The organism is Niabella agricola, from assembly GCF_021538615.1.
Classification (GTDB): domain Bacteria; phylum Bacteroidota; class Bacteroidia; order Chitinophagales; family Chitinophagaceae; genus Niabella; species Niabella agricola.
The window spans coordinates 671,818-692,283 of sequence record NZ_JAJHIZ010000003.1; the positions used below are offsets into that span (position 1 = coordinate 671,818).

The following is a 20,466-nucleotide window of genomic DNA, read 5'->3' on the forward strand; positions in this document are numbered from 1 at the left end:
AGATATGATTATTGAACAACGATTTACTATCAACTATCATTACAATGTGCATTTCATTGCAGATGTTTTTAGTATACACAATACCACATTCAGCGACATCCTGTTAACCCATTCCAACAGCGGGTTTTCCCCTTCCCTGTTATTTGTCATCGACAGCAATGTAGGCATGCGGCACCCGCAACTGCAGCAGGCAATAACGAACTACCTGGATCAACGGAGCCCGGGCAAACTGAACACCTATTTTTTAACCATACCCGGTGGTGAAAAAGCCAAGGAGAACGACCATGCCTACCAGGCCATCCTCCGTGCGATCAACCAATTCAATATCGACCGCCACTCGTTTGTCATCGCCATCGGAGGCGGCGCCGTTTGTGACGTTACCGGTTTTGCCGCAACCGTTGCCCACCGGGGCATTAAGCTGATCCGCATCCCCACTACCACACTGGCTCAAAATGATGCCGCCATCGGTGTAAAAAACGGCATCAATGCATTTGATAAGAAAAACTTTTTAGGAACCTTCGCAACCCCTGTTGCAGTGATCAACGATAGTGCTTTTCTAAAAACACTATCCCAAAGGACCTGGATCTCCGGGATTTCCGAAGCCATAAAAGTGGCCTTAATCAAGGATGCCCGGTTCTTTGAACGGATAGAGCAACTCGCTCCTGCCGTAGCCGAAAGAGATGAAGCGGCGATGCAGGAAACCATTATTGAATGCGCCAGACTGCACCTGCAGCATATTGCAAATGGAGACCCCTTTGAAGCAGGTTCGTCAAGACCACTGGATTTCGGGCATTGGAGCGCACATAAGCTGGAGCGCATGTCGGATTATAAATTACTACATGGGGAAGCCGTTGCCATCGGTATTGCGCTGGATTGCACCTATGCCAACCTGATGGGATACCTGGGTGCCGATGCGCTGGACCGGATACTTGAGCTGTTATGGCATCTTAACCTGCCCATTGCACACCCGCTGCTGGAGCGCACGGAGGAATTGCTGCGCGGGCTGCATGAATTCAGCGCCCACCTGGGCGGCGTATTAACCATACCCCTGTTAACCAGCATTGGCCATGCCCGCAATGTTACGTTTATCGATGAACAGGTAATGCAGCAAGCCGCCAAAAGATTAATCGCCATTTCTCAATCCACATCCCTGGTATAAATATCATGATCACCAACTACGGGCATCTTACCTATTGCAGCAATATTCACTCCGGGGAATCCTGGGCAGCACATTTTGATCAACTCCGGAAATACCTTCCGGAAATTAAAAAAAAATGCAGCCCCCGTTCCGCAATGGGCATCGGTTTAAGGCTGTCGGCCATTGCTGCCCGGGTCCTTTCAAAGAAAAATGAACTCCTGCTGTTTCAAAACTGGTTAAAGGAACAAAACGCTTATGTGTTTACCATTAACGGATTCCCTTATGGAGGCTTCCATAAAACCGTTGTAAAAGACCAGGTGCATACACCAGACTGGACTACGGCAAAACGTGTCGTATACACGAAACAACTCGCAGACATATTGGCTGTCTTATTACCGGACAAAATGGAAGGCAGTATCTCCACCTCACCATTAAGCTACCGCCACTGGTATAAAAATGAAGCCGCAACAAACCGGGCCATCCAAACATCCACATACAACCTGGTTGCTGTTGTTGAACATTTAATAACACTGCATCAACAATCCGGGAAAATCATTTTCATCGCAATTGAACCCGAGCCAGACGGTATTTTAACAGACACCGCAACGTTCATCCATTGGTATAAAAATGCGTTACTGAAAACAGGAGCAAAGCGGCTCAGTCAAAAACTGGATATCCCGCTTTCGAAGGCAGCAACGCTTTTAAAAAAGCATGTCCGGTTGTGTTACGATATCTGTCATGCAGCTGTTAACTATGAAGCGCATGCAGACCAAATCATACAGCTGCAAAGATCGGGGATCAAAATCGGCAAAATACAGATCAGCGCCGCTTTAAAGGCTGGCTTCACCAAAAACAAGAAACAGAACGACACCCTCCTGGAAGCCATCAATCAGTTCCTGGAACCCACTTATCTGCACCAGGTGATCAGCCGCAACGATCAGCAGGAACTTTCGGTATATCCCGACCTGCCGGAAGCACTGAAAAGCGTTGAAGCCGCGCCCGCCAAAGAATGGCGGATCCACTACCATGTGCCCATTTTTACAAAAAGAATTCCGCCCTTATCCACTACCCAGGAAGATATCGTAACGGTTTTAAACATTCATAAACAAACGCCCCTCACCCAACACCTGGAAATTGAAACCTATACCTGGGAGGTTTTACCCAACTCTTTAAAAAGAGACATTGCGGGTTCCATTACCAGGGAAATGAAATGGGTGCTTAAACAACTGAACAAATAGTCATGCAAAAAACGGTTGTCATCAATATCGTAGGGCTATCAAAATCGGTTCTCCACTTAATGCCCTTTGTTAACAACTATGCCGCGCAGCACCACCTGAAGGTTATTGAACCCATGTTGCCGGCGGTAACAACAGCGGTACAATCCACCTACCTCACCGGGAAATGGCCATCGGAAACCGGCATTGTCGGCAATGGATGGTATGATCGTACCGATAGTGAAGTAAAATTCTGGAAACAGTCGAACCACCTGGTGCAATCCAAAAAAATATGGGAGGCAGCAAAAGAGGCCGATCCATCCTTTACCTCCAGCAATATGTTCTGGTGGTACAATATGTATTCATCGGTTGATTACAGCGCCACCCCACGTCCCAACTATCTTGCAGATGGAAGGAAGATACCGGATTGCTATACCCATCCTGCATCCCTCCGAGACCACCTGCAACAGGAACTGGGGAAATTTCCGCTTTTTCAGTTTTGGGGCCCGGGTGCCCATATCAAATCTTCTCAATGGATCGCCGATGCATCTATAAGAACAGACCGGTTATACAACCCTACGCTCACGCTTGTTTATCTGCCGCACCTGGATTATTGCTTGCAAAAATTCGGGAACGATGAAGCACTGATAAAAAACGACTGCCAGGAAGTGGATCTTGTAGTCAGGCAGTTAATACAGTACTATCAGGAACAACAGGCGCGAATCATCTTACTTTCCGAATACGGCATTACTCCTGTTTTCAAACCGGTTCATATAAACCGGATCCTCCGTAGTAAAGGCTATATTGCTGTAAGGGAAGAGCGCGGACTGGAACTGCTGGACGCAGGCGCTTCGAAAGCTTTTGCAGTGGCAGATCATCAGATCGCTCATATTTACATTGCGGATAAGCAGCAGATCCCCGAAATTAAAAGCTTATTTGAAAACACCGACGGAATCGCCGGTGTATTGGATAAGGCAGGTCAGGTTAATGGTCATATACATCATGAACGCTCCGGCGACCTGGTGTTGATAGCTGCCAGCAATAGCTGGTTCACGTATTATTTCTGGGAAGACGACAAACGGGCACCCGATTACGCACGCTGTGTAGATATACATAAAAAACCCGGCTATGACCCGGTGGAATTATTTATGACTTCAAAGCTACGGGCTGCCTATAAATTGCTTAAAAAGAAGCTGGGCATGCGTTATGTAATGGATGTGATTCCGATGGATGCTTCACTGGTCAAAGGTTCACACGGAAGCCCTTTTGTTAAAGATGATTACAAACCGGTACTCATTACCAAGAACGGCACTGCAACACAGCAGGTACGGGCTACCGATATCTATGATATCATCTGGCAGCACCTCTGCTCCTGACATTATCCCTGCTTTGCTGCCCAGTAGGGGCAATATCCATCAGGCGCAATGGGCCCGCGCAGCAACTGGCAACCACCATATTTTTTGTTCTCCCCTTCCGGTTGCAGGTACAGCGCGCAATTTTCACACCGGTTCTCCTCCATCGGCGATTTTTCTACATACCCCAGGTTTTTCCGCTTGTCAAAATCTTCCTGCGTCATTTGAGAGCTGTCGATAATAGCAGGTCCCTGCGCTTCCGGTGCGGCGGCCGGCTTATCGGTCTTTTCGGCTGCAGGATTTTCTTTTGCCGGTTCATTACCGCCACATCCCTGCAACAATGCGGTTCCGAAAGCCGCGGTAGTTGCCGAAAAAAATATGCCCTTCAAAAATTTACGTCGGTCTTGCATAACACGTTTAATTTAATTGATAACTACACAAATGAGAGTCACTTATAAAATATATTTTATTCTTGTAACAGGCGCCGCCGGCTTCAATCTTCACCAGGGATGTTACTACGGTTTCCAGTTTAAAGGATGACCGGTTTACTTTTAAGATACCCTTCCTGCAAATCAGGTAACAATCACCGGTGGAAGGATTTTTTACAAACACCCGCGGCGATTGTACGGTTACAACCGGGCCCAGCTCATCCGGTATGGTTTCCTTATAAATAATGCTCCGCTTTACCGGATCAAAAACAAAAAACAGTTTACTATCCGCAATTCCAAAAACATACTTACCGGCTTTATACAGATCACTATAGGTTTGCGTGCCGGGTAATACATTTTCCTGCCAAATCGGTTTCAGCTTTTTTGCATCGAAAAGATACAGGGTTGCTTCCGTTGCTTTCTTCAGCCCACCAGTACCCGGTGCCGTAGTTGTACCGCAAAGCACCCGGATATCATCCAACGCCGTCATGCTCATTGTAGACTGATCGGGGATCAGCAATGTATCACTCAGGGTTTGTATCTTCCCGTCCTTTTCGTTATAGATCAACATCCCGCCACCGGTATAGCCATATTCCGGTGTACCGGTTAATAAAACCTTGCCCAACCGATCCAATACCAGCACGCGGTGCGGCCGGTGCACATGCTGTTTATCGGCGCCTAACACTACCGGGTTGGTTGCCCCCGCATTACTGCTTACCGGTTGGTTTGCACGGTACCGTACCAGTGCCCCGTAGGGATAAGCGGCAAAATAAATATGGTTTTTAAATGCCACCGAAGCATTGAACTGCCCGTAGGCATTGTAATTTTTAAACGCACGGGTAGCCGGATCAAACTCAAAAAACCGCATCGGAAAGGTGGTACCGCCAATCAGTTTTCCCGTAGAAGCCAGGTCTACGGCCATCACAAGGCTTCCCTCACTGGTATAGGTAAAATTTACTTTCTTTTCGCCTGAATGATTTTTAATCACCAGCTCCCGAAGACGAAAATCCATCGTTTGAATCATTGATCCATCCGGGAATTTTTTATGAAACAATACCTGCGAGCCGGCGATGGAGGGCTTTTCATTCACCACTTTAAATGCTTCCGTAGTAAACGTTGCCGCACCTTTAAACAGTTTGATACATTTACCCGCTTCTTCGATCGATGCAGATCCGTACACGTTACCATCCTGCGCCCGGTACAACGAAGGCCATCCTTTCAACCGTTGCTTTCCGGTGAGCAGTTTCCGGGTTTCTTTTGTTTGGGCATTAAATGCGATAAGCTGGGTTTCGGTAGAGCCCACTCCTACATACACCCAGCCTGCGGCATCCGCAGCAATGGCCCGCGGGTATTGCATCCAGGGTTCCTTGTTTATAAAACCATGATCTACCAACTGCCGGGTGCCGGGGTCATAAGAAACCAGTCCGCAATTGGGATAAGTGGCCGCCCATATCACCCCGTTATCATCCTCCGTAAAGGCCATAGCCGTAAGATCAAAGGCCTTTTGCGAAAAAGTAAACGCATTTTTCACCGGGTCAAATTCTGCAAAATTGCGATTGAAATAGCCGTAAAACTTATTACGGGAAGACAACATAGACGCATACGGAGCATCGCCGGGAGGAAATGGAAGATCAAACTGGCGGGTAGCGCCCGAAGCGGCATCAACAGACAATAAACTATATCCGCCCCTGTGATCAAACAACCAGGCCAATACCACATTTTTTCCGTCGGCCCCGGTGGTCGCTACCACACCCCGGTCGTTGCTTTCAGGACAGGCCACGCCATAATCATAAAAACCATTTCCCAGGTCCTGCGCAGTGCCGGCATAAGTACCTGAAAGGGCAGTAAGAAAAAAACAAAAAAAACGAAGCCGTTGGTACATTTTTAACAAATTAAGATCATAAGCTCCTAACCGATCATGTTCATCACATAATTACGCTGATCGCTGTCATCCGGATAGCCCGGCGTTCTTTTAAGCGCCGGAGCACCCTGCAGTATACAGGAGGAGTACGCGCCCCGGTTCACGCCGGATACGCAAATAACTCCAATAGCCATCACACCACACGGCTAAGAACTTTTTGCCGGTTCCATATAAAACCGGATACCACCTATTTCTTCTCCTGTTTAATTTTCACATATTTGGCGGCGGTATCGGCAATATCCTTTGCCGGACTGGCTTTTAATTTTTCAATTTCCGCCAGGGTTGCCGGGCTTATTTTTATCTTCCCGGTACTGTATACTTTGCCCAATCCTTTTATGACCGCATATTTCCAGCCCGGGTTACCGGCCAATGGTGCTGCATCCATCTGTTTCAGAAGGGTGCTTACTTCGGATGCATTATTGCGCGCAGCAATGATGCTTGCATAATCTTCCACCAGTGCACCTTTATTAGTAGCAAAGTCGTTAAAAAACGTTTTACGGTCGATCAACGATTTAAAGAATCCCGTAGTGCTGCCTTCGGTACTGCTCAATATGGCCGTTTTATACCATGGGTTACTTCCGGCATATTTCTCGGCTACCTGCAACAGCACGTCCTTAACCAGCTGTTTGTTTTTCGAATTGCCGATACTCAGCGCGGCCTGCAATGAAACCCGCGTGGAAGGGTCGTTCAATGCGATTTGGCCGATTTGCTGAGCCAGCTCCGGATAGCGTTCGGCCAGTATCAGGCCGTGCTCCCGCACACCTGGGGCCGCATCCGCCAATGCTGTTTTCACGGCCGCCGCATCCAACGCATTCAGTCCGTCCAAAGTATATATGGCATGTAACCGTTCTAATGGATTGCCGGTCGTTTTAACCAGTTGCTTTAAAGTGTCTACCACGGTTTTATCCTGCTTTGCAATCAATAACCGTTGTGCCTGCAACCGGTACCATTGATTACCATTGCCCAGATACGGCAACAATTGGGCGGGAGTCATTGCTGATAATTTAGCATAATCCGTGATGGCTTTTTTCCCTTTCGGCACAATCCGGTAAATCCGTCCCATATCGCTGCCACGCATAAAATCCATGTCCTTTTTAAGACTATCGGGAATCGACATCGGCGTTTCAATATGCTGCCGGTAATAATCGATCACGTATAAATACCCGTCGGGCCCAACGGTAAAGCCCACCGGCCGGAACCAGGAGTCGGTAGTCGCCAGGAACTCCTTGTCTTTTTCGCTTGCTGCCCGCTTGGCGGTATAAACAGCGCTCTGCAGATCCAGGTTCATTACATCGCGGTGCACCAGGCTTCCGGCAACATCACCGGTAAACACATTTCCATAAAATTCTTTAGGGAACGCATCGGCATCATATACCGTTCCACCAGAAGACCCGGTAAAATGATCCCTGGCATATTCGATCTGTTTCGATCCCTGCTTTTTGAAGTTTGCATTACGCGCATCCGTACGCGCCTGGCGCCAGTACGGTGTTTCGGTTTTTTGATACATTATAGGATCGTGATCGGAAATATTAATAATGGCCCTTGGATTTTTTAAATACTCGATGCGGTGTGTATACCTCCAGGGAATTACCGATTCCTGGATATGGATGGAATTCTCTGTAAAGAACCGGTGTCCCCAATCGTTAATGGTTTGCCCGAACTGCCCGGGCCCCGTTTCCTGCTCAAATTTCTTCTGGTCCAGGCGAAACCTGAAATCAGCACCCTGCATATTGATGGGTGACACATTCGGTTCATCGGGAGCACTCACTTCACCTGCCTGTCCGCGGTTATTGGCATAAATCCAGTTATCTACGGAGTAACGCAGACTGGTGATCTGCGCTTCCGAGTTGGCCTTGTAAAAGCCGGTATACAATACTTCTTTGATGTCGGCCCGATAATCGTTATTGGTATCTTTTAAAAACAAAATATCGGGCGCTGCAGTTACGATCAGCCCGCCCTTCCAGGGCAATATGCTGGTTGCTTCAGAAAGTTTATCGGCAAACACAACGGACGAATCTACCCTGCCGTCTTTATTCAGATCCAGCAGCGCCCGGATATTGCCTTTTTCTTCCCCGGGTTTGGGAGGAAAAGGATAGTCCGGCATTCCCACGGCATATGCCACCCCGTCTTCATCAAAAGCCAGGTCAACCGGGTCGGTAATATATGGCTCCGCCGCAAATACCTGTATCTCGAAATTCGGATCCAGTTCAAATTTTTTTAATGCTTCTTCAGCGGTCAGCGGTTCAGCGTAAAGCGGCTTTTGCCCCTGTTTCCCGTCTTTACTCTTGCAGGAAAAAAAAGCAAGCAGGCAAAGTGCAGCTACTACAGACAATAAACTAAACGTTCTTTTCATAAATCATTAGATTGATTATATTTTTTTTAAGCAAGACGGGCTATACCAAAATATTTCTGTTTATTTCCTGTATTCTGACCGCTTTTTGAACGGTAGCAACCACAATACAGTGAAGGTTGCCGATACCTATACGAACAGATTTCAGCGTTGATATTGGCAATCATTCTATCTTGCAGTATTTTAGCCCTTTACTAAAATGATAACGCAATATAGCTGCAAAAGCTAGAAAAAACAATTATTTTGCGGATTTTTTGCGGATTTATATTTTATTTTACGCAAACAAACCGACATTTCATTCTTGTAAATCTCCCTTAAAATAAAAATCAATTAATTAAAAATCAAAAATTTATAGTTAAAATGCCACACTTTATCGTCAAAACAAAATTTTGCGGTTTTTTGGACAGTACCGATCCACGACACCGGTTCCTGCCGGACCGCACGATCCGGTGCTGTTTAAAGTAAATCATCCAATTCATCTTAAAAATTCGCGCTACAATGATCCTAATCGCAGATGGCGGTGCCACACGAACATCCTGGAGTTTCATCGATGACCAATCGGTTTTTCATTTTGAAACCGAGGGCTATCACCCCTTCTTTGTCGATGCAAGGTATATTGCCCAATCCCTTCAAAAAGCCTTACCCGGTACGTTGGCCCGCCATAGCGGCAATATAAAAGCGGTTTATTTTTACAGTGCCGGCTCCGGCTATTCGAAGGAGGCAGATGCCGTGTTGGAAGAAGGCATTGCAGCGGTATTTCATAATGCCGAAATTGTGCTTGAAACCGACTTACTGGCGGCGGCCCGGGCTTTGCTGCAAAAAGAAGCCGGCTTCGCTGCCATATTGGGAACAGGCAGCAACAGCGGGTTGTATAATGGCTCCCATATTACCCATAATATAGAATCCGGCGGGTTCCTGCTGGGCGATGAAGGCAGCGGGTCCTATCTTGGAAAAATGGTCATCGCCGGGTATATACGGGGAGAGATGCCCAAGGAATTGCAACATCTCTTTGAGGACCGGTACCGGCTGACACCCGAACAGCTGATCAACGAAGTGTACACTTCAAAAACACCAAACCGGTATTGTGCCGGGTTTGCAACATTTGCCGGCGATCACATCCACCATCCTTATTGCAGAGCGCTGGCCATTGCCAATTTCGATGATTTCTTCAAAAAGATCATTACCCGGTATCCAGACTATCAGCACTATTCCATCAACACTGTAGGATCAGTGGGTTATCATCTGAAAGATATCTTTATACAGGTAGCAGCACAGCATAAAGTGCGCGTAGGCAATATATTCCCTTCCGCTATAGAGGGGCTTACCCGGTACCATCGCGGCTACTGATATAATACGGGGTCTTCTTACAACTGCCTGCATAAAAGCAGCCCGGCACACTGCGGCTTTTTATATCTTTGTGCCTTTACCCTCCGGGCGGTCAATTCAAATGAAGAAAAACCACTTAAGAAAATATCATAGCTTTTTAAGATTCAAAAGGGATTTTACCCGGTACAGCATCCGTAAAGTCAAAAGTTACGAGGTGGTTTTGCATTGGCTAAAAAGCCGGATGAGCCGGACGCAGTTTCTTATTCTTTCGGGCATCCTGGTAGGTATTACTTCCGGCCTGGCCGGAGTAGCCTTAAAATCACTGGTGCATCATATTCATTATTTCATCACACATAAGATTCACTTTGAATACCAGATCCTGTTTTATATTATTTTTCCGTTCCTGGGCATTGTACTGACAACAGCGATCGTTATCTCCTTTTTTAAAGGCCAGTCCCGCAAAGGGATCGGGGCCATCCTTTACGAAATTGCACAAAACTCCAGCATTGTTTCACCGGTTAAAATGTACTCGCAGGTTTTTCAAAGTGCCATAACGGTAGGATTGGGTGGTTCCGCAGGTCTCGAAAGCCCGATAGCGGTTACCGGCGCCGCTATTGGCTCTAACTTTGCCCAAACCTATAAACTCAATTATAAAGAGCGTACGTTGCTGTTGGCTGCCGGCGCTACCGCAGGTATCGCATCGGCCTTTAACGCACCGATAGCCGGTATTATGTTTGCTTTTGAAATTCTGCTGACCGGAGTGGTATTCACAGACTTTATTCCGCTGGTTGTTGCAGCCATCTGCGGCAGCCTGGTATCAAAGATCATATTGCAGGAAGATGCCTTATTCCGCTTTCACGCCAGGGAACCGTTCAATTACCTCAATACCCTGTACTACCTGGCACTGGGATTGCTGACCGCTTTCTATGCCCGGTATTTTCTCCTCATCAGTCAAAAAGTGGAACACTGGTTTCAACGGATAAAAGGCTCCAAAATGCAACGGGCAATGGTAGGCGGCATATTGCTTTCCATCCTTTGTGTATTGCTGCCACCCCTGTTCGGCGAAGGATATGATGCGATCAAAGCATTTAGCAACGGGCAGGTATCCGCCATCCTGCACAACAGCTTTCTCCGCTACTTCGATGTCAATGAGTGGACGGTTATCCTTTTCCTGGCATTGATCTGCATCCTCAAAGCTTTTGCTACACCTTTTACGATATTTGGCGGAGGAAACGGGGGCAACTTTGCTCCTTCCCTATTTGCCGGTGGCACATTGGGCTACCTGTTTGCGCTGCTTTGCAAACTGGCAGGATTTGAACAGGTACCCGAAACCAACCTGGTGCTGGCAGGCATGGCCGGGGTAATGAGCGGTGTATTGTACGCACCCCTGACTGCTATATTTCTTATTGCAGAATCCAGCTTCGGGTACGACCTTTTTATTCCGCTGATGATCGTATCCGTAATCTCTTATCTGATCGCAAAGCGCTTTTCTCCCATATCGCCGGACCTCAAACCGCTTGCCGATGAAGGAAAGATCTTTACCCGGGCACACGACAAAAACCTGTTATCACTGCTTCATATTGCAGACCTTATCGATAAGCAGGCACAGCGCCTTTCGCCTGGTGATTCTTTAAGTACGTTGCTTGAACTTATTAAGACGGGAAACAAGAATATTTTTGCAGTTGTTGATACAGCCGGACAGCTTTGCGGCGTGCTTACACTCGACGACATCCGGCAGGTATTGTTTGCTCCCGATCCCGGCTCTATAAAGATCGCTTCCCTCATGAAACCGCCGCCAACCGTTATACATATTAACGACGACATGTTTCAGGCAGTTAAAGCATTCGACGAAACCGGTGCATGGCAACTGCCGGTGATCAGCAACGACGAAACCTTTATCGGCTTTATTTCCAAATCCAATATCCTTTTACACTACCGGAAGCTGATGCAGGCCTATTCAGAGTAACAACATAACCCATCCGTTTATCCTGGCTAAAAATCTGCGCGTTACCCACAGCTTGACATGCGGGTATTTTAAGTACCTTCCGGCGGTATGCAGGCATTGATCCACTACTTTTTACATTTTATTTTTCCGGCTGCCATCGCCTACGGGTTTTACCGGAAAAACTGGCTGAAGATTTATGGGATACTGGTAGCTACCATGCTGGTTGATTTGGACCACCTGTTAGCCACGCCCGTTTTTGAAGCCTGCCGTTGCAGTATCAACTTTCATCCTCTGCATAGTTACTGGGCGATCGGTGCTTACATCCTCCTGCTGTGTTTTCGCGGCCCGAGGGTGATTGCGCTGGGGCTATTGCTACACATGGGTACAGATGCGCTTGACTGTATGTTCAGCCGGCTTTATTGCGGTTAATGCTTACTGCTCTCGCTTTATTGAACTTTCTCATCCGGAAAAGGAACCGGCTTCCCGGTTAATTTTTCAACCGGCATCTGAGCCGATCGTTCTTTTAATGTTTTCCCAAAGATCAGCGCCAGCTTTTTCAGCTGATCTTTGTTCGTTTCAGCGAGGTTCTGTGTTTCCTGCAGATCCTTTGAAAGGTCATAGAGCTCAAACTCCTGGGTGCGCATCCGGTAGATCAGTTTCCAATGTCCATAGCGCATCGCTGTATAATAATTGATACCCAGCTTGGCTTCTTCATCCTTATGGATATGGATCCATTTATTGGGATAATGAAAGATCAGCGGCCGTGCCACTACGGTTCTTTGCGCCGTTTTTAATATCGGCACAAAGCTCCTGCCATCTATTTGCTGAATGATACGCCCGGCACCCACCTTTGCCATTTCCAGGATGGAAGGAAAAAAATCCTCGATCATCACCGGAGCCGGGTTTGTGGTACCGCCCCGGGTCACCCCCGGCCATTTAACAATCATCGGCTCCCGTATGCCTCCTTCATAAACAGCACCCTTTCCCGAACGAAGCGGGTAGTTATGCGTATTAAACAACCCTCCCCGCTGATGATGATCCAAACCGCCGTTATCGCTCATAAAAATGATGATGGTATTGCCGGCAACCCTTTTACTTTGCAAATAATCCATTATATCTCCCAAACTTTTATCCATGCCTTCTACTAAGCTGGCGTATGCGGCTTCAACACTGTCTAAGCCCGCATTATAGTACCGTTGAACAAACCGGGGATCAGCCATAATGGGTGTATGCACGGCGTACTGGCACATGTTCAGATAAAAAGGCTCTCCCCGGCGGATCGGACGCTCCAGTGCTTTAAGCGCTTCCCGGGTCAGCGCTTCTGTTAGAAAAGTATGGGTATCATAATATTCCTCCAGATCCGGAACCGCTTGCAGCTGAGCCTTCCCTGGCATGTTGCCGTAATGCTGTTCCGATAAATAACTTTGCGGATGACCGCCTGCATGACCGGCGATATTAACCATAAAACCCAGGTTATAAGGATTGGCCCCCGGCGTGCCGGCTGCACCCCAATGCGCCTTGCCTACCTGAATGGTATAATACCCCGCGTCTTTTAACAATTGTGGAAACGGGGTGGCATAAACCGTATGCACGATACCCGGTACGCTGCTTAAACCATTCCGGTTCCAGCTTAATGCCGCAAACTGATCATCGGACACATCGGAGTCTACATTCTTATTGGGTGACGTCCAGTTCGTAACCCGCGTACGGGCCGCGTTCATACCGGTTAGCATACTGGTACGCGATGGCGTGCAAACCGGCTGGGCATAAGCGTTGGTAAATTTCACACCCTCAGCAGCCAACCGTTTCATATTGGGCGTATGGTACCGTTGATTCAACGGCATAATGCTATCGGCAAACGGAACCGATGTATCCATCCACCCCATATCGTCCACCAAAAATACGATGATATTGGGAGCCCTGCCCGTTTGCGCGATGCCGCTCCCTCCCAACAGTACCATAAGAAGCAGCAGGATAATTTTTTTCATTTGTATATCTTTATTGATGATCGCCGGCTACCGCTCAGGAAGCAGGGCCCGTTTTGGCAATCAAGTTACAAACTGATGTTGAATTGTGGTGGCTTATTTTTCTGCGGCCGGTTCCTGTTAACTTGGGCCGCTCCCTTTTTCACGCACCTGAATGATTATACCCGCACCTTGGCTGGATGCGGGTATTGCAACAACGGGCTTTACATTCCGGTTGCCGACAAGCAACAGAGACTGTTTTATCGACGTCCGTTCATGACTGAACCATCAAAAACGGTCATTCGTCGAATACCACCGTTAACAACGGGCAGTTCCATTTAGGCTTGTTAATTTTATAATGGTTTAGAGGGCTAAGAGTGGGTTGCGTAATCTTTCCAGACCAACGTATTCCCCTCTTTTTTTATGGATTCCGGGCGGCAATTATAACAACCTGTTCTTTCAGGATCTAATCGTATTCCCTCCCGCAAATAACGGTCAGGCTCAATTATGCATCCTTATCTTTTTTCTTTTTCGGCTTTTGCGGCTCCGGTTGATCAAATACCTTTTCCAGTTGACGGGTAGGTGTGGACACGGGACCTTTCATTTCTTCCTGTGGATCTGTCTTGTTCAGGGTTTCCGGATCCGGCTTGATATCCGGTTTCTTTCTAGTGTTTTTTTTCGCCATATACTGTTATTATTGTTCAGGAAATAGCACAAATTACCGGCCAGCTTTCAGAGCCACCGATCGCAGCTCCGTGCATACACAAAAATGCTATACCGGCTTTTGGCGGTCCCCCGTATATAAACCACTTCGCGCTTCCAGAACCTTCTGCATGTTTACGGTGTGTTGCCGGAGAACCGGTTGATACCCCAGGCTACGGTATCTCTACGGCACAATCGTTACTATCCTCCCGTCGCGGCAACCTGAAATATGTGGAAATAGGACTACAAAACGGGGAATTTTATCGCACTACAGGATACCTGGCGCCGCCAAAAAAATAGACCCCTGTGGAAACAGGGGTCGCAACCAAAACTAACTGCTTATGAGAAAATTTAAATATCTTTTTAATCGTCTTTGATCGTTCTTAGATATGAACCAAGTACTTTATAAACGCCCTTGCAGATCGATTATTGTGCGGTTCTGAAAATTTTTAGATAATTTTTACATTAAAGCATCTGTTTAAAATACATATACGCCAAAAAATCCGGAATTTCGCGACCGATTATTGATATGGAACATTTTTTTGAATTACCGGTGATGTACAAGGATGAGGAGTTGTTGCTAAAAGGCCGGCTTGTGACATTTGCTTATACTTACAAATTTTATGTAATTGTTCACGGACAGGAGCTGATCTTTGAGCGAGACGATGAGCAGAAATTCCGCGTATTGAGCGGGATCAACGATAACCAGCCGCAGATCGACCCGGGATTGGTAGCGCAAATCGTAATGGTGCTCAACCAACTGCAATCGTAAACGGCAGCGGTCTATTTCCTTTAATTCGTAGCTATTCGAACTGTGTGCTTAACAAAGAACAGATATTCCTATGCGTTATGCAGGAAATCTTTTTAAGCCGGAACGGAACCGTTGTTGAGAAAGAATATGCAGCCGGTCAGGTCCTTTAATCAACGCTAAACCGACCGTCTTCGAGGGAACGAAGGCAAAGAGCCGGGCATAACCTCCCGCATAGCAGTTATTATTTTTCAGCCTTCCACTTTTTATATTTTTCCGGCAGGCAATGGCCGCATGGACGATAACCGGCAGCGAATGCTTCGGTTTCATCCGCGAAAAAAACCCGGTTCACTACTTTCATTTTTTTACCGGATGAACAACTCAGCAGTCCAAAGATTCGCGCCTTTTTATACCCGCCCAGCCGGATATGACCGCTACGAATCAGCGACCGGATTTCTTTGCGGCGCTCTTCAGGACCGCCTTTCAAGTCTTCATAATACAGCATTACCACTCATTAATACCATTTATACACTTACACGACACACAGGCTCCGGATATTCCTGATTCCTGCAATGCCAGACCGGTCTTCCATAGCCTTGAAAGATTCAGCTTAGCCCGTCATGAAAAATAATACCAAGGCTATGCCTGTTTCCGCTATGCAGCGGGCTTACGCCGTGCTTCATATTTACCCGGTAATACCCCTTGCTTCCTTTTACCGGCCGGAAACTGGTGGTTAAAATAACCATATCTCCCAGGGCGGGTTGCAGTACATTCGCCTTGGACTGTGCACGCGGTATCTGCTCGGTGATCACCAATTCTCCACCGGTATAATCTTCTGCTACCTGGCTCAACATAAACACCACCTGCATGGGAAAATAGATCTCCCCGTAAAGATCCTGGTGCAGGGTATTGTAGTCTCCCGTTCCGTATTTTAAAATCAGCGCAGTGGGCTTATCCTGGCCGTGCCGCCAACAGAGCGCTTTCATTGCCGGATGCGTAGCCGGGAACTGCTTATCCATTGCCAATGCGTGCATCCATTGATTGGCTACCGGAACGATCTTCGCATAAACCTGTTCCCGCAGTTCTGCAATCAACTCCGGTAAGGGGTATTGAAAATATTTATATTCGCCCCGGCCGAAGCGATAACGTTCCATTTGGATCGTTTTGCGGTAAACGCCTTTCGAGTCATAGCCGGCTATCAATGCCGCACATTCTTCTTTTGTCAATACATCGTTCACTACCACAAACCCGTTGTCGTATAATGCTGCCGTAATCAATGGCCAGTCCTTTGCGTCCAGCCGTACTCCGATACGTTCCTTCATGCTATTCATGCAGTAAAGATCGCCTTTCAGTAAGCCCTATAAAACCCGGAACTTGCGTTTTTTGAGAGCGCCGGACAGCAATAAAAGGACTGTCTTAACAGGAAGCACCGATCTATCCGGCGGCTGCCATCAATAACAGGAGGCCCCCTGCAACTCCCATACAGCCGTTATGCTTATTGCCCGCTCATCATTGCCTCCATCCTTTCCAGGGCATCCTTTGCATGCAGCATTTCCGTGTTGGCCAGCGTAAACCGGGTAACTTCCGAAGCTCTTTCCAGCATGCCCTTTTCATAATGGGCGATGGCTTCCTGAAGGCTCACAAAGCCGGAGCCGGTTATACAATCGGACAGTTCAAAAGCGTCCTGCATTGCCATATTCACCCCCTCCCCCGCATAAGGCGGCATCCGGTGCGCAGCATCCCCCAGCATTGTAAGATTGGGCAGGGCACTCCAATGCTGATCCAACGGAAAATGATACTGCGGCCTTGGTATGAACCCCGCCTCGCCGTTCCCAAACAGCTCCTGCCAAACCTCATTCCACGATCCATACGCCGTTTTGAACCATTTAAAAACCTGTGCACTGTTACTAAAATCAACGCCGCATTCCTGCGCCCAGGTTTCAGGCACCTTACAGCCGGTGTAAAAAGACAAACTGCCCTCCCCCTTTGCACTAAGGATCAGCGATTGTTCACTGCCGAAAGCAAAGATCTTTCCGCCCTTTACCAGGGCCCAAAGGTTAGGTGCATGTTGCTCCGCTTGGTATACCTGGCCTTCCACAATCGTAACACCGGAGTAGATGGGCTGAATTGCTGTAATATAAGGGCGGATCTTTGAGCGGGCACCGTCTGCCCCGATTACCAGGTCTGCATATACGGTGGTTCCGTTTTTGAAATACAACTGCCAGCCATCCTTTTCTTTCTCCATCGAAATAAAATGACGATCCCATACAACAGTTCCAGGTTCCAAAGATTGCAACAGCAGATCCCGCAGAGGCGCCCGGTCGATTTCAGGGCGACTTTCCGTGTACCCGGTTCCGGCAGCATGATCGTCTGAATGAATCTTCGCCTGTTTATCCAACACCCTCACCTTACCGGCATCCGGACGATAATGCGCATAGAATGCGTCCATTAAACCAGCCCTTCGAAGCGCTTCGAGGCCTGACGCTTCATGCAGATCAAGTGTTGCTCCCTGCACGCGGACCCTCTTATTTATATCCCGTTCAAATACCTGCACATCCGCACCCTGCAGTTGCAAAAGCCGGGCAAGCGTAAGTCCTCCGGGGCCACCGCCTACAATGGCGATCTTTTTATTCTGAAATAATATACCGAATACTTTTATAGCACAAAACTATTCAGCACCAAGCGTTGTAAATTGTATAAATCGGTCGTTTTGGTTCCGGCTCAGTTCCTTTGGAAGTACACCCGAGCGCTTTTTTACTTCCCTGATAAAATGCGACTGATCTGCAAAGTTTTCCTCCGGGAACAATTTACCAGCCCTGAGGTGCTGAAAGGAAGCCCGGAACCGGAGGATACTGCAGTATGTTTTTAATGAGAGCCCGAATTGCTGCTGAAAATAACGGTTGATCTGCCGGCTGCTCCAGAATACGCTTTCCGAAAGCGCTTTTACGGTAAGCGCCCCTTTAGAACGATAGATCAGGCGAAAAAGCTCCAGCTTCCTGTTATCGGTCTGGCCCGGGAATGCAGACCGGATCTTTTCTGTGGCCTTTTTGCGGAATCGTTCAAGATCCACCAGGTCTGTTGCATTAAAATCCCAGAAGCCCGCGGGCAAAAAGGCCGCCGTATTCAGCAACCGGGAAACAGAATGATGAAAAATATATTCCACCGCCGGTAATTTGAAACTGATGGCGCACATTTTTATGCCGGCAGTGATCATCACGTTGTCGGGCAAGGTACCAATCCCCAATAAGGTGATATAAAAGGGTGCTGTTATCGGCTGCGCAAGAATGCAATCAACCCGGCCATCGGGCAAAACGACAATTTCTTTAACAGCACCCGACCTGTTTTCTAAAAACCAAAAGCCTTCTACAAAATCGGCGAGTGATGGGTCCGGCCCGATCCATTTATATACTAAATCCTTATCCACGTTTTTTTCGTATTGATCCTGGAAATGCTCCCGGTATTATTTGAACGGCATACAAAGGTAAAAATTCAAAGGAACACCGGAGTTCCAGCGCCGCATGATTCAAAAACATACCGGCCTTTTAAACAAAGCAAAATAGGACTTTTGAACAAAATGCCCGGAGATACAGTGATGTAGTTTTGTTTCAACAAAAAATAAAAGATATGGAAAAGAACAACTACAATGGTGCCCTCCAAAAGCCCATGGGCTCCGGTTTTAGTAAAACATCTACTACCCGCGAGGTGATCGAAGGCATCGATCTTACCGGGAAAACGGCAATTGTTACCGGCGGAAATACGTGCATTGGCCTGGAAACGGCAAAAACCCTGGCAGCAGCAGGCGCCACCGTTATTATACCCGCAAGAGATATTGAAAAAGCGAAAAAAAACCTCGGAGGGATAGCCAACATTGAACTTGAGTCAATGGACCTGGCAGATCCTTTGTCGATTGATGCATTTGCCCGGGAATTCCTCGGTTCCGGAAGACCGCTTCACCTGCTGATCAATAACGCCGGCATTATGTGGGTTCCGCTGAGAAGAGATGCCCGGGGTATTGAATCGCAGCTCGCGATCAATTACCTGGCCTCTTTCCAGCTCACCGCCCGGTTGTGGCCGGCATTGAAAAAAGCCGGATCGGCCCGGGTAGTCAATGTATCCTCCCATGGTCATCAGTTTGCGCCGTTCAATTTTGAAGATCCCAACTTTATGCACCGGCAATATGAAACCCTGCTGGGCTATGGCCAGTCAAAAACTGCTGTCAACCTGTTTTCGCTTGAACTCGACAACCGGGCCAGGGGATATGGCGTACGGGCTTATTCCCTGCACCCAGGTTCCATCAATGGTACGGAGCTGGCCCGGGAAGCTCCCATTGAATTATTTCAGCAACTGGGATTCCTGGATGCAGACGGGAACCTGCTGCCGCAGGTAGCAGCATCGCTCAAAACGATCCCGCAGGGAGCAGCAACAACCGTCTGGTGTGCCACCAGTCCTTTACTAGATGATACCGGAGGTGTATATTGTGAAGATGCAGATATTGCGGCACTGGCCACCGACGCATCTACGCCCGGTGGTGTAGAAGCCTACTCCCTGGATGCGGTTGCTGCAAAAAAACTATGGACGCTTAGCGAATCATTAACAGGCATCACATTTCAACCTACAGATAACCATTAAATCAATGTAACATGGCTCCATTTAAAAATAAAATCGCGGTAGTCACCGGTGGTAACAGCGGCATCGGGTATGCCACTGCCCAAAAACTACAGGCCATGGGCGCCACCGTCATCATCACGGGCAGAAGAAAAGCAGCGGTGGAAAAAGCCGCTTCCGAATTACAGGTAACGGGCGTCACTGCCGATCAGTCCAGCCTGGCAGACATCAGCAGGCTCGCATCAACGATTAAAGCACAATTTGATCTGATAGACATCCTGCTCATCAACGCGGGCATTACCAAATTTGCCCCGGTGGCGTCTATGCAGGAAACCGTCTTCGATGAGATCATGAACGTAAACTTTAAAGGCGCCTATTTTACGCTGAGCAAATGCATTCCGCTGCTCCGGAACGGAGCTTCTGTGATCCTGTTATCCTCTACATCAGCCACCATTTCACCACAAAGTGCATCCGTGTACGCTGCCAGCAAGGCCGCGCTCAACGCCGTAATGAAAATTGCGGCGCTGGAACTGGCCCCGCGCGGCATCCGTGTAAATGCGGTGAGCCCCGGCCGGTAGCTACTGCAATCATGGGTAAGATCGGGATGAACGAAGATCTGGAAGTGCAACTGATCCATAGCGTACCCCTGGGCCGGCTGGGCCAGCCCGGTGAAGTAGCGGATCTGATCACCTACCTGGCCGGCGACAGCGCCTCCTTTATTACCGGCGCTAACCTGCTCGTCGATGGCGGACAATCCATTTAACAAAACTGCC

Annotated in this window: 18 protein-coding genes and 1 pseudogene; 9 read left to right on the plus strand and 10 right to left on the minus strand. The window is 48.0% G+C overall.

Annotation, left to right across the window (positions count from 1 at the left end; translation table 11 throughout):
- The first annotated feature begins 4 nt into the window (after nucleotides 1–4).
- Genes LL912_RS08250 through LL912_RS08260 form a run of 3 tightly spaced genes read left to right on the plus strand, consistent with a single transcriptional unit; the run spans nucleotide 5 to nucleotide 3,728 of the window.
- Nucleotides 5–1,159 carry a 3-dehydroquinate synthase gene (locus LL912_RS08250; RefSeq protein WP_235553108.1) on the plus strand — a complete coding sequence of 385 codons (1,155 nt, stop codon included), beginning with the start codon at nucleotides 5–7 and terminating at the stop codon, nucleotides 1,157–1,159.
- Between the two features lie 5 nt (nucleotides 1,160–1,164).
- On the plus strand, nucleotides 1,165–2,376 hold the full coding sequence (gene eboE / locus LL912_RS08255; RefSeq protein ID WP_235553109.1) for a metabolite traffic protein EboE: 1,212 nt from the start codon (nucleotides 1,165–1,167) through the stop codon (nucleotides 2,374–2,376).
- 2 nt (nucleotides 2,377–2,378) lie between these two features.
- A complete protein-coding gene (locus LL912_RS08260; RefSeq protein WP_235553110.1) occupies nucleotides 2,379–3,728 on the plus strand; it encodes an alkaline phosphatase family protein in 1,350 nt (449 codons plus the stop codon).
- Between the two features lie 2 nt (nucleotides 3,729–3,730).
- Here the strand turns inward: LL912_RS08260 and LL912_RS08265 are convergent, their stop codons facing one another.
- The 4 genes from LL912_RS08265 to LL912_RS08280 are packed head-to-tail and all read right to left on the minus strand — an operon-like array spanning nucleotide 3,731 to nucleotide 8,406.
- Nucleotides 3,731–4,114: a high-potential iron-sulfur protein gene (locus tag LL912_RS08265; RefSeq protein ID WP_235553111.1), complete on the minus strand. Its 384-nt coding sequence runs from the start codon at nucleotides 4,112–4,114 to the stop codon at nucleotides 3,731–3,733.
- Between the two features lie 7 nt (nucleotides 4,115–4,121).
- On the minus strand, nucleotides 4,122–6,014 hold the full coding sequence (locus LL912_RS08270; protein ID WP_235553112.1) for a hypothetical protein: 1,893 nt from the start codon (nucleotides 6,012–6,014) through the stop codon (nucleotides 4,122–4,124).
- A 26-nt stretch (nucleotides 6,015–6,040) separates the two neighbouring features.
- The gene (locus LL912_RS08275) at nucleotides 6,041–6,187 is read right to left on the minus strand and encodes a hypothetical protein (protein ID WP_235553113.1); all 147 of its coding nucleotides are present in this window, start codon (nucleotides 6,185–6,187) and stop codon (nucleotides 6,041–6,043) included.
- A gap of 53 nt (nucleotides 6,188–6,240) precedes the next feature.
- Nucleotides 6,241–8,406 carry a PVC-type heme-binding CxxCH protein gene (locus LL912_RS08280; protein WP_235553114.1) on the minus strand — a complete coding sequence of 722 codons (2,166 nt, stop codon included), beginning with the start codon at nucleotides 8,404–8,406 and terminating at the stop codon, nucleotides 6,241–6,243.
- A 495-nt stretch (nucleotides 8,407–8,901) separates the two neighbouring features.
- On the opposite strand from LL912_RS08280, the gene LL912_RS08285 reads away from it, so the two are divergent.
- The 3 genes from LL912_RS08285 to LL912_RS08295 all read left to right on the plus strand — a co-directional run bounded on the left by LL912_RS08285 (nucleotide 8,902) and on the right by LL912_RS08295 (nucleotide 12,103).
- Nucleotides 8,902–9,750: an N-acetylglucosamine kinase gene (locus LL912_RS08285; protein WP_235553115.1), complete on the plus strand. Its 849-nt coding sequence runs from the start codon at nucleotides 8,902–8,904 to the stop codon at nucleotides 9,748–9,750.
- A gap of 220 nt (nucleotides 9,751–9,970) precedes the next feature.
- Nucleotides 9,971–11,695, plus strand: coding sequence for a chloride channel protein (locus LL912_RS08290; protein WP_235553116.1), 1,725 nt, complete (start codon nucleotides 9,971–9,973; stop codon nucleotides 11,693–11,695).
- An 87-nt stretch (nucleotides 11,696–11,782) separates the two neighbouring features.
- A complete protein-coding gene (locus LL912_RS08295) occupies nucleotides 11,783–12,103 on the plus strand; it encodes a DUF6122 family protein (protein WP_235553117.1) in 321 nt (106 codons plus the stop codon).
- A gap of 17 nt (nucleotides 12,104–12,120) precedes the next feature.
- Here the strand turns inward: LL912_RS08295 and LL912_RS08300 are convergent, their stop codons facing one another.
- Entirely contained in the window at nucleotides 12,121–13,662 is a 1,542-nt protein-coding gene (locus LL912_RS08300; protein WP_235553118.1) for a sulfatase, read from the minus strand.
- 481 nt (nucleotides 13,663–14,143) lie between these two features.
- A complete protein-coding gene (locus tag LL912_RS08305) occupies nucleotides 14,144–14,323 on the minus strand; it encodes a hypothetical protein (RefSeq protein WP_235553119.1) in 180 nt (59 codons plus the stop codon).
- 546 nt (nucleotides 14,324–14,869) lie between these two features.
- Between LL912_RS08305 and LL912_RS08310 the strand changes: the two genes are divergently transcribed.
- Complete coding sequence (locus tag LL912_RS08310) at nucleotides 14,870–15,112, plus strand: hypothetical protein (protein WP_235553120.1); 243 nt, start codon at nucleotides 14,870–14,872, stop codon at nucleotides 15,110–15,112.
- 220 nt (nucleotides 15,113–15,332) lie between these two features.
- Here LL912_RS08310 and LL912_RS08315 read toward each other — a convergent pair whose 3' ends face one another.
- From LL912_RS08315 to LL912_RS08330, 4 genes are all read right to left on the minus strand, one after another.
- Nucleotides 15,333–15,593 (minus strand): Ada metal-binding domain-containing protein, encoded by a 261-nt coding sequence (locus LL912_RS08315; RefSeq protein ID WP_235553121.1) that lies wholly within the window; start codon nucleotides 15,591–15,593, stop codon nucleotides 15,333–15,335.
- Nucleotides 15,594–15,693: 100 nt separating this feature from the next.
- The gene (locus LL912_RS08320) at nucleotides 15,694–16,410 is read right to left on the minus strand and encodes a 2OG-Fe(II) oxygenase (protein WP_235553122.1); all 717 of its coding nucleotides are present in this window, start codon (nucleotides 16,408–16,410) and stop codon (nucleotides 15,694–15,696) included.
- A gap of 173 nt (nucleotides 16,411–16,583) precedes the next feature.
- Nucleotides 16,584–17,747 carry an FAD-dependent oxidoreductase gene (locus LL912_RS26085; protein ID WP_319941341.1) on the minus strand — a complete coding sequence of 388 codons (1,164 nt, stop codon included), beginning with the start codon at nucleotides 17,745–17,747 and terminating at the stop codon, nucleotides 16,584–16,586.
- A 9-nt stretch (nucleotides 17,748–17,756) separates the two neighbouring features.
- Nucleotides 17,757–18,512, minus strand: a complete 756-nt coding sequence (locus LL912_RS08330; protein ID WP_235553123.1) for a helix-turn-helix domain-containing protein — start codon at nucleotides 18,510–18,512, stop codon at nucleotides 17,757–17,759.
- Between the two features lie 200 nt (nucleotides 18,513–18,712).
- Between LL912_RS08330 and LL912_RS08335 the strand changes: the two genes are divergently transcribed.
- Together LL912_RS08335 and LL912_RS08340 are read left to right on the plus strand one after the other, a co-directional pair.
- A complete protein-coding gene (locus LL912_RS08335; protein ID WP_235553124.1) occupies nucleotides 18,713–19,717 on the plus strand; it encodes an SDR family NAD(P)-dependent oxidoreductase in 1,005 nt (334 codons plus the stop codon).
- 11 nt (nucleotides 19,718–19,728) lie between these two features.
- Nucleotides 19,729–20,456 (plus strand): annotated as a pseudogene (locus tag LL912_RS08340) (SDR family oxidoreductase).
- Nucleotides 20,457–20,466 lie beyond the last annotated feature (10 nt).